This window comes from Luteimonas sp. J29 (assembly GCF_000472505.1).
Taxonomy (GTDB): domain Bacteria; phylum Pseudomonadota; class Gammaproteobacteria; order Xanthomonadales; family Xanthomonadaceae; genus Luteimonas.
In genome coordinates, this window is sequence record NZ_KI421429.1 from 128,115 (window position 1) to 137,870 (window position 9,756).

8 protein-coding genes are annotated in these 9,756 nt (G+C 73.5%); all 8 read right to left on the minus strand.

Annotated features, from left to right (window positions below):
* Positions 1-44: 44 nt before the first annotated feature.
* Positions 45-716, minus strand: coding sequence for a prepilin-type N-terminal cleavage/methylation domain-containing protein (locus tag LUTJ29_RS0114910; protein ID WP_232221230.1), 672 nt, complete (start codon positions 714-716; stop codon positions 45-47).
* A gap of 122 nt (positions 717-838) precedes the next feature.
* Entirely contained in the window at positions 839-1,267 is a 429-nt protein-coding gene (locus tag LUTJ29_RS0114915) for a type II secretion system protein (protein ID WP_027073202.1), read from the minus strand.
* A 104-nt stretch (positions 1,268-1,371) separates the two neighbouring features.
* Positions 1,372-1,893, minus strand: coding sequence for a GspH/FimT family pseudopilin (locus LUTJ29_RS0114920; protein WP_232221231.1), 522 nt, complete (start codon positions 1,891-1,893; stop codon positions 1,372-1,374).
* A 6-nt stretch (positions 1,894-1,899) separates the two neighbouring features.
* Positions 1,900-2,370, minus strand: coding sequence for a type II secretion system major pseudopilin GspG (gene gspG / locus LUTJ29_RS0114925; RefSeq protein WP_051323070.1), 471 nt, complete (start codon positions 2,368-2,370; stop codon positions 1,900-1,902).
* Between the two features lie 44 nt (positions 2,371-2,414).
* A complete protein-coding gene (locus tag LUTJ29_RS0114930) occupies positions 2,415-3,632 on the minus strand; it encodes a type II secretion system F family protein (protein ID WP_027073205.1) in 1,218 nt (405 codons plus the stop codon).
* A 44-nt stretch (positions 3,633-3,676) separates the two neighbouring features.
* On the minus strand, positions 3,677-5,413 hold the full coding sequence (gene gspE / locus LUTJ29_RS0114935) for a type II secretion system ATPase GspE (RefSeq protein ID WP_027073206.1): 1,737 nt from the start codon (positions 5,411-5,413) through the stop codon (positions 3,677-3,679).
* Between the two features lie 248 nt (positions 5,414-5,661).
* On the minus strand, positions 5,662-7,593 hold the full coding sequence (locus LUTJ29_RS0114940) for a S8 family serine peptidase (RefSeq protein ID WP_027073207.1): 1,932 nt from the start codon (positions 7,591-7,593) through the stop codon (positions 5,662-5,664).
* A 184-nt stretch (positions 7,594-7,777) separates the two neighbouring features.
* Positions 7,778-9,756 (minus strand): YadA-like family protein (locus LUTJ29_RS0114945; protein WP_027073208.1); only part of this gene is annotated, 1,979 nt, incomplete at its 5' end.

Below are 9,756 nucleotides of genomic sequence, written 5' to 3' on the forward strand. Positions count from 1 at the left end.
CACCAGGACCAGGGCCGCCCCGCGGCCGTGCGCGCGCAGCCGGCTCACCGCACCATGCCTCCGCGCTGCGGAAGGGTCACCAGCAGCGGCGGCCAGGTGCCCCCGCTGCGGCTGGCCAGTTCCACCGACACCTGTACCGGCAGCATCTCGACCTCTTCCCAGCGGTCGGTCCACTCGCCCAGGCGCCCGTCCTCGCCGATGCCGCGGTAGCGGAAGCGCGCGCCGCGCAGGTCGGGCACCAGCACCTCCGGCGCGCGCGCATCGCGCGCGTCGACCGTCTCGCCGGCCAGCACCATCGCGAACGACACCACCAGCGTCTGGTCGCGCCCGGCGTCGCGCACGCGGATCTCGTGCAGGTGCGGGCCGCCGCGGCCCAGGTAGTCGGGCAGGTCGGCGACGAAGCGGATGCGGTCGGGCTCGCCATGGAAGCGCAGGACGCGGCCGGTACCGGGATCGGTCCCGAACGCGATCGGCGTGGCCGACGCCAGCCGCCGGCGCAGGAAGTTCCCCACCGCGCGCATGCGCTCGGTCCTGGCCGCGATCTGCTCGCCGCGATCGACCGTCGCGGTCGCCGCGCGCAGCGTGGAGAAGCCCAGCGCGAGCCCCGCCGCGAGCAGGGTCATGGCGACCAGGATCTCGAGCAGGGTGAAGCCGCGCTGCGACGCGCGCGCCGTCGCGGCGGGAACGACGCCGGCGCCACGGCTGATGCCAGTCACGGGCCCGCGACCGGCGTCATGCGGCTGCGCGGATCGCTTCGTCGAAACGGACACGCGATCGACGCCCCTCGCACGCCTGCGCTCCCCTCCAGGGGGCCTGGGTGGCCCGCGCCGCGAACGCATCACCCCGACCCCCACGCCGCATCCGGCTGCACCAGGCGCAGCGTCTCCAGCCGCAGCCGCTCGCGCGGCCCGCCCTCGCCCCACTGCACCTGCAGCACCAGGTGCATCAGCCGCGGGCCGAACGGATCCACCGGCTCGTCGGGCAGCCGGGCCGGATCGACGTACGGTTCGACCTGGAGCACCCAGCGGTAGCGGCCGTCCTCGAACCCGCCTTCGCGCAGCCCCGGTTCGAGCGGCTCGCCCACGCCGACCACGTCGAGCAGCGACCGCGCGTGCAGCGCCGCGCGCGCACTGTCGGCCGCCCAGCGCACCTGGCGGACGCCGCCCGAGAGCGTGCCCAGCAGCAGCACCAGCGCCACGCCGAGCACCGCGAACGCGACCATGATCTCCAGCAGGGTGTAGCCGCGCTGGCGCCTGCCGCGCGCGATCGGCCGCGCCGTCTGCGCGCCGCCGCCGGGGGTCCCGCGCGGCACCCGCCGCCGCCCTTGCCGCAGTCCGGCGCACGCGGCGTGGCGCCGGTGCCGGCCGCCGCTCATCGCTCCGCTCCGCCGCGGCGCAGGGTCACCTCGCCGGTGATCCAGGCCACGTCCACGTTCCACACCGCGTCGCGCAGGCCGAGCTGCACGCGCCCGCCGGTGGAGGCGCCGTCCTCGAAGAACACGATCGCGCCCACGCCTTCGGCCGGCTGCACCTCGCGCGCACCGGTGAAACGGATCTGCAGCCTGCCCGGGAGCTCCCCGGCGCGACCGTTCGCGCCCTGCCATGTGCGCGCGACCGGATCGATGGTGAAACGTTGCGGGACGCCCGTGGCGATGGCGTGCGCGCGGGCGAAGCGCAGCTGTTCGGCGATCTCCCTGGCGCCGCTGCGCAGCGACATCCGCTCGAAGCCGCCGGTGAGCACGCCGGCGGCGAGCAGGCCGGTGGCGGCGATGAGCGCCATCACCAGCAGCAGTTCCAGCAGCGAGAAGCCCGGCTGGCGCCCGCGGCGGCACGGCCGCCGGTCTCCGCCGCCGCGGCCCGCATCCGGATGCTTCCGCCGCCGCGCCCGCGCCACGACCGGCTACTGGTAGCGGATGTCCGCGTTGACGCTGGTGCCGCCCGGCTTGCGGTCGGCGCCGTAGCTCACGATCTCGAACGGACGGCCGTCGCCGGGCACGCGGTACTCGAACGGCGTGTTCCAGGGATCGCGCAGCTCCGCTTCCTTCGCGTAGGGGCCGAGCCAGCCGACCGCGCCGCCCGGTTCGACCACCAGCTGCTGGAGCGTGGCCGGGAGCGCGCCGGTATCCATCTCGAACTGCTGCACCTTCTCGGCCAGGGTCTGCACCTGGGCCTCGGCCAGGCGCACCCGCGCGCGGTCGCCGCCGCCGAGGATGCGGGTGGCGGCGAAGGCGACGATGCCCCCGATCAGCACCACCACGAGGATGATCTCGATCAGCGAGAAGCCACGCTGCGAGGCGCGGCCGGCGCCGCGGCCGGCGCCGATGGAGCGCCGACGCCCGCCCGGTCGCGCCTTGAATCTTCGATTACCCATGTCCGTTCCTCCACTCCATTGCGTGTCCACCGTGTCCGCGCGGTTCAGCCGATCACGCTGGTCAGGTCGTAGATCGGCACCAGCACCGCGAGGATCACCACCATCACCACCACCGCCAGCACCATCGTCACCGCCGGCACCAGGGCCGCGATCATGCGGTCGAGCGCCTGGCCGGTCTCCTGCTCGAAGGTGTCGGCGGTCTTGAGCAGCATCGCGTCGAGCGCCCCGGACTCTTCGCCCACCTGCACCATCTGCAGCGCCAGTCGCGGGAAGCGCTTGCCCTTGCCCAGCGCGGTCGAGAGGCCGATGCCGTTCTTCACGTCCTCCGCCGCGGCTTCGACATCGGCGGCGAGCACCCGGTTCCCGACCACGGTGCGGCCGATGCCCAGCGCGGTCATCAGCGGCACGCCGTTGCGCAGCAGGGTTCCCAGGGTGCGCGCCAGGCGCGCCGTTTCCATCCGCGCGGCCAGGCCGCCCACCAGCTTGCGGCGCAGCACCCATCCATCGAAGCGGGTACGGAAGGCGGGATCGCGCAGGCGCCGGTCGAACCACCACAGCGCAAGCGCGGGCACCACCAGCAGCACGATCCACCAGTCGCGCACGAACAGGCCGATCGCCAGCACGATCTTCGTGAACACGGGCAGCGGCGCGTCCAGGCTCTCGTACATGGCGGCGAACTGCGGCACCACGTATCCGAGCAGGAACATCAGCGACAGCGCCACCATCACCACCAGGATCGCCGGATAGATCAGCGCGTTGACCACCCGTCCGCGCAGCAGGCGGCTGCGCTCGAGGTAGTCGGCCAGGCGCTGTAGGGTTTCCTCGAGGCTGCCGCCCGCCTCGCCCGCGCGGACCATGTTGATGTAGAGCCGAGAGAAGGTGTCGTGCTGGCGTTCGAGCGCGGTCGAGAGCGAGGCGCCGCCGCGCACCGCGTCGCGCACCTCGGCGATGGTGCGGCGGGCCGCCGGTTCCTCGGGCAGCTCCAGCAGGATCGTCAGCGCGCGGTCCAGCGGCTGGCCGGCGCCGAGCAGGGTCGCCAGCTGCTGGGTGAACTGGACCAGGCGCGCACCCGCGAACGGTTTCGGCCGCAGCAGCGACTTCCACGACGCCGCGCCGCCGCCCTCGCCCGCCGGGCGCGCCTCGATCGGCAGGTGTCCCTGCTCCTGGAGGCGCTGCGCGACCTCGCGCTCGCTGGCCGCCTCCATCCGGCCTTCGAGCGTCTCGCCGCGCGCGTTGAGCGCCTTGTAGCGATACAGGGGCATGGTGCTCCGCTACCGCCCGCCCGCCTGGCTGCACGTGGCCGGAGTCATGCGTCCTCCGTCACCCGCAGCACTTCCTCGATCGTGGTCACCCCGGCCACGGCCTTGGCGATGCCGTCCTCGTACATGGTGCGCATGCCGTGCCGGCGCGCGATCTGCTCGATCTCGCCCATGCCCGCGTGGCGCATGACCGCGCGCCGCAGGTCGTCGTTCATGACCAGGAACTCGAGGATCGTGGTGCGGCCGAGGTAGCCGGTGGGCGCGATCGCCGACCCGCGCGGGCGGTACAGGAAGATCTCGCCCTCGGGCTGGAAGCGGCGCAGGCCGAACTTCTCGATCTCCTCCGGCGAGGCCGGGTAGCGCTCGGCATGGGTCGGCTCGAGCCGGCGCACCAGGCGCTGGGCGAGGATGCCATTGACGGTCGAGGTGAGCAGGTAGTCTTCCACCCCCATGTCGAGCATGCGGGTGATGCCGCCGGCGGCGTTGTTGGTGTGCAGGGTGCTCAGCACCAGGTGTCCGGTGAGCGCGGACTGGATCGCGATGCGCGCGGTCTCCAGGTCGCGCATCTCGCCGATCATGATGATGTCCGGGTCCTGGCGCACGATCGAGCGCAGCGCGTTGGCGAAGTCGAGCCCGATCTGCGGCCGCACCTGGATCTGGTTGATGCCCTCGATCTGGTACTCGACCGGGTCCTCGACGGTGATGATCTTCACGTCGGGCGTGTTGAGCTTCGACAGCGCGGTGTAGAGCGTCGTGGTCTTGCCCGATCCGGTCGGGCCGGTGACCAGCAGGATCCCGTGCGGCTGTTCGAGCACGCGCTGGAAGCTGGGCAGGAAGTCGTCGGTGAAGCCGAGGCGATGGAAGTCGAACACCACCGTCTCGCGGTCGAGCAGGCGCATCACCACGCTCTCGCCGTGCGCGGTGGGCACGGTGCTCACGCGCAGGTCGAGTTCCTTGCCCTGCACCCGCAACATGATCCGGCCGTCCTGCGGCAGGCGGCGCTCGGCGATGTTGAGCCGGGCCATGATCTTGACCCGGCTGATCACCGCGGCGGTCAGGTTGGCGGGCGGGCTCTCGCCCTCCTCCAGGACGCCGTCGATGCGGTAGCGCACCTTGAGCCGGTTCTCGAACGGTTCGATGTGGATGTCGGACGCACGCAGCTCGACCGCGCGCTGGATGACCAGGTTCACCAGGCGGATGACCGGCGCCTCGGAGGCGAGGTCGCGCAGGTGCTCGACGTCGTCGACGTCGCCGCCGCCCTCGCCGTCGGCGGTCTCGACGATGGCGCCCATGGCGCTGCGGCCCTGGCCGTGCCAGCGTTCGATCAGGTCGTCGATCTCCGAACGCAGCCCGACCACGGGCCGCGGTTCGCGGCCGGTGGCCAGGCGCACCGCGTCGAGCGCGTAGCCGTCGTGCGGGTCGGCCATGAGCAGGTCGATGCCGCCGTCGCGCTCGGCGACCGGGCACAGGTGGAACTGCTTGAGGAAGCGCACGCTCAGCGGCTGGCTCTCCGCCGGCAGCTCGGGCGGCTCCGCGGGAAGGTCCTTGGCCGAAACCAGCGGCAGCCCCAGCGCCTGCGCGCAGGCCTCGGCATGGTCGCGTTCGGACACCAGTCCCAGGCGCGACAGCAGCTGCAGGATCGGCCCGCCGGTCTCCTCCTGCAGGCGCCGGGCGCGCGCGAGGTCCACATCCTTGAGCTGCTGCCTGGAGAGCAGCACGTCGAGGATGCGGTCTTCCGCCGTCCGGGCCTGCGGCGCGGCCACCGGGTCGGGAATCGCGTTCACGATAGGGGGCTTTCCGTCGGGGGTCTCGACTTTAACAGTTTGCCCTGCCCGACCGCCCCGGCCGCGCCCGGGCGGTGAACGGGGTCTGACGCGGGGTTCCCGCGCGATCCGGGGTCGCGCCCGCGTCGCCGGCGGCGGGCACCAGGCCGTCGTGGCCGCCCCCGGGCCGGAGCACGCGCCGCGCACTCGGCCCGCCGGACAAAAAAGGGCCCCGGCGAACCGGGGCCCCAATTGCACCACGCTGGGGATCAGTTGTGGCGGGCGACGAGGCGCACGTTGCTGTAGGCGCGCACGCCGACCAGCTTGATGTAGTACGTGCCGGCCTGCGGCGCGTCCACGCGCACCGTCTCGTTGTTGCCCGGACGCTCGGAGCGGTACTGCGCGTTGGCGTCGGTCGGCTCTTCGCCGCGGCTGACGAGCAGGGTCACGTCGCCGCTGCCGCCGCTGGTGGTGATGCTCAGCGGCCCGTTCACGCCCGCCGGGACCTCGATGCTGTACAGCACCTCGCTGCCCGCCGCGCCCGCGAGCCCGGTCACGGCGACACCGTTGGAGATCGGGGTGGCCACCGGACCGCAGTTCTCCTCGCACGGCGGCTCGATCGCCTTCGCCACCGCGGCGGCGGCGTTGAGGATGCCCGGGCCGATCGGCTGCGAGGCGCCCGGCGCGACGGTGAACGGGCTGACCGTGGACACGAGGATGTCCTTGACCTCCTCCGGGGTGAGCAGCGGCAGGCCCGCGTCCAGGCGCGCGCCCTGCATCAGGGCCACCACGCCGGCGACGTGCGGCGCCGCCTGGGAGGTGCCCGCCATGCCGCCGTAGGCGTTGGCCGGGTTGATCTGCGCCAGCGGTACCGGGGTGGTATCGCCGGGGTTGAGGGCCTGCCAGACGAAGCCGTCGTAGATCTGCGCCCCGCCCGCACCGTCGTTGGCGAAGATGCCGCCGCCCGGGGCCGACAGGGTGATGCCCGCGCCGTAGTTGGAGTAGAACGCGCGCCGGCTGGTCACGCCATTGGACGCCACCGCGATCACGCCCGGGCAGTTGGCGGGCGAGGCGTTGGACACGTTCGTGTTCTCGTTGCCCGCGGCGACCACGACCACCGCGCCGAGCGCGTTGGCCTGGGCGATCGCGGCGGCTTCGCCCGCCGAGCAGGGGCCTTCGCCACCGAGGCTGAGGTTGATGACGTGGGCCGGGTTCGGGTTGTCCGGCACGCCCGGGACGGTGCCGCCCGCCGCCCAGACGATGGCGTCGATGATGTCGCTCTCGTAGCCGCCGCAGTGGCCGAGCACGCGCACCGGGAGGACCTTGGCATTGTGGGCAATGCCGGTCATGCCGACGCCGTTGCCGGTGAGTTCCGCGCCGGCGGTGGCGGCGACGTGGGTGCCGTGCCAGGAGCTGTAGTCCTGGATGCACGAGCCCGCGCCGGGATAGCCGATGGTCCAGTCGCCCAGGTCCCAGCCGCCGGGCACGCGGTCGTCGGTCGGCCGGCCGGACACGAACGAATCGCTGATGAAATCGTAGCCGGCGTCGCCGAGCGAGGTGTCGAGGTCCGGATGCTCGGTGATGCCCGTGTCGAGCACCGCGATGGTGATTCCGTTGCCGTCGGCCAGGTCCCACGCCGCGGACACGTTCGCGCCGCCGCGGTTCGGGCCTCCGTCGTAGGTGGGCGAGCCATCGGGCGCCAGGAAGTGCCACTGGTACTCGACGAAGTACGGGTCGTTCGGCACGTAGGCGGGCTTCACGTCCGGTCCGGCCTTGGCGGCGCGGGTGATGCGGCGCATGCGGTCGGGCCGCACCGATACCACGTTGGGATCGGCCTGGATCTGGCGCAGCAGGGCCTCGGTCTCGACGCGATCAAGGCTGCGCGAGAGCCTGATCAGGTGCTCGCCGGTGGCGAGCTTGCGCAGGTGGCTGGCGCTGGCGGCACGGGTGCCGGCAAGGCCCGAGCGCGACAGCGCGCGGGTGATCCCGGCCGCGGCCGCGCTGCGGTCGGTCGCTTCGCGGGCGCCGTCGCGGTACTGGACCACGATCCGGTGGAACGATGGCTGGTCGCCGAGCTGCGCGGCCAGGTTGGCCGGGCGGATCGGGAGCTTGGGCGTCTTGGCCGCGTTCGCGCCCGTGGCGCCGACCGCGGCGATCACGGCCAGGGCCAGGGTGCAGGGGAGGATGTTGCGCTTCTTCATGAATTGCCCTCTCTGGGAACGTGTGGGTCCATCGCACATGGGCGGCGCGACCGGGTCGGACGCCCCGCAATCACCGTCTGCTGCTGTCGCTCACCGGATGCCCGTGGGAGACGGATGCGCCGTGGCGCCCCGCGGGAATCCCGTATTCCGCGGCGGCGGGCGCGGCGCCCGCCGCCGCTCCGGGTCACCAGCCGAAGCCAGCGCCCAGGCCCACCGACTTCTCGTCGCCGCTGAAGGCACCGCCGATGGTCACCGTGGCGCGCTCGCTGATCGCGCGCTGGTAGCCCACCGACAGGGCGCTCTGCCCGCCCTGGAAGCCGACGCCCACGCCGAGGCGGTTCTGGGTGCGGATGCCCGCGGCGCTGGTGGCCATGTTGAGCATCGCCGCGCCCATCGCGCCCTGGCGGTCGATGCGGCGGTCCTGGTCGGTGAAGCGCCGCTCCAGTTCGGTCTGGTAGGCCGAGAAGCTGTCGGCCCAGGCATTGAAGCGCTGGTCGGTGTAGGCGTTGGCGTCGGCCACCGCGCGCGTCGCGGTGGACTCGAGCTGGGCCACGTTGACCGCGTCGGTGGCCTGGGTGCCGGCCGCCACGTTGGTGATCTGGCGCTCGTTGCCCGCGCTGCCCACCGACACCGTATTGGCGCGGTCGGCGACCGAGCCGTGGCCCAGCGCCACCGAGTTGGCCGCGGTGGCGGTCGCCCCGTCGCCGATCGCGGTGGCGGTCGGCTGCGTGGCCACCGCGTCCTGGCCGACGGCGAACGCCGTGCCCGGAACGTCGGCGACCGGCGCGCCGCCGCCCCCCGCCACGGCGGGCCCGCCGACGCCGACGTCTCCGGCGGGCACGTCCGTGCGCACGCCGCCGGCGGCGTCGCCGCCCATGCGCCGCCCACCGGTCGCGGCGCTCGCCGGCGCACCGGCGGACGACCCCTCGAGCGCGACCAGGCGGCTGTCGAGCATGCTGATGTGCGCGTCGAGCGCCCCCAGCGCGTCGCCGACGCTGAAGTAGGTGCTGCCCTGGATCATGAAGGCCGGGGCCGACAGCGTGCCGAAGGCGGTGACCTCGGCGCCGCCGCCGATCGCCTGCGCCAGGCTGTCGAGCGCGCCGTGCACCTGGCCGCCGGTCACCGCGTCGGTGCTGCCGGCCGCGATCCGGCCGTCGGCGACGTTGGTGATCTGGCGCTCGTTGCCCACGCTGCCCACCGACACCGTGTTGTCGCGGTCGGCCACCGAATCCGCACCCAGCGCGACGCTGTTCGCGGCGTCGACCGAGGCGTTGGACCCGAGGGCGACGCCGTTGTCCTCGTTGACGAAGGCGTTGGGTCCGACCGCGACCCCGTAGTCGCCGAAGGCGGTGCTGTAGAAGCCCAGCGCCACGCTGTCCGCGCCGCTGGCCCAGGCCTGCGCGCCCACCGAGGTGGCGCGGTCGGCCTGCGCATAGGCGAAGTAGCCCAGCGCGGTGGCCTGGTCGCCGTCGGCCTGCGCCAGTGCACCGGTCGCGGTGCTGAAGTCGCCCCAGGCGCCCGCACCCGAACCGAACGCGGACGCCGCGGTGCCGTCGGCCGCGGCCGGCACGATGAAGCCGAGTCCCGGCACGAGGTCGGCGTAACCACCAACCGCCGTGGCGCCCTGGCCGGTCGCGGACGCGTCCACGCCCACCGCGGTGGAGAAGGCGCTGCCCGCCACCGCGCCGTAACCCAGCGCGGTCGCCGCGTAGCCCGAGGCATCGCTGAAGCCGCCCGCGGCGATGGCGTAGTCGCCCCCCGCCGCACTGCTGTAGCCCAGCGCCGTCGACTGCAGGCCGTCGGCCGTCGCCGCCGCGCCGGTCGCGGTGCTGAACGCACCGTTGGCCTGCGCGCCCGCGCCGAACGCGCTCGCACCCACCCCCGAGGCGGTCGTCGTCTGGTCCAGCAGCACCTCGCCCGTGGTCGGATCCTCGTAGTACAGGCTCCCGCCCACCGCCGTCGCGCTGTCGGCCGTCGCCGTCGCGTTGAAGCCCGACGCGGTCGCGTACTGGCCGTCGGCGTACGCGCCGCTGCCGTAGGCCGACGCGCCCTGGCCGAACGCGTTCGCCGCCTCGCCCGACGCGGTCGCATACGCGCCTTCGGCGTACGCACCGATGTCGTCGCCCGGATCCTCGTCGTCGCCGGTCGCCTGGAAGTAGCGGT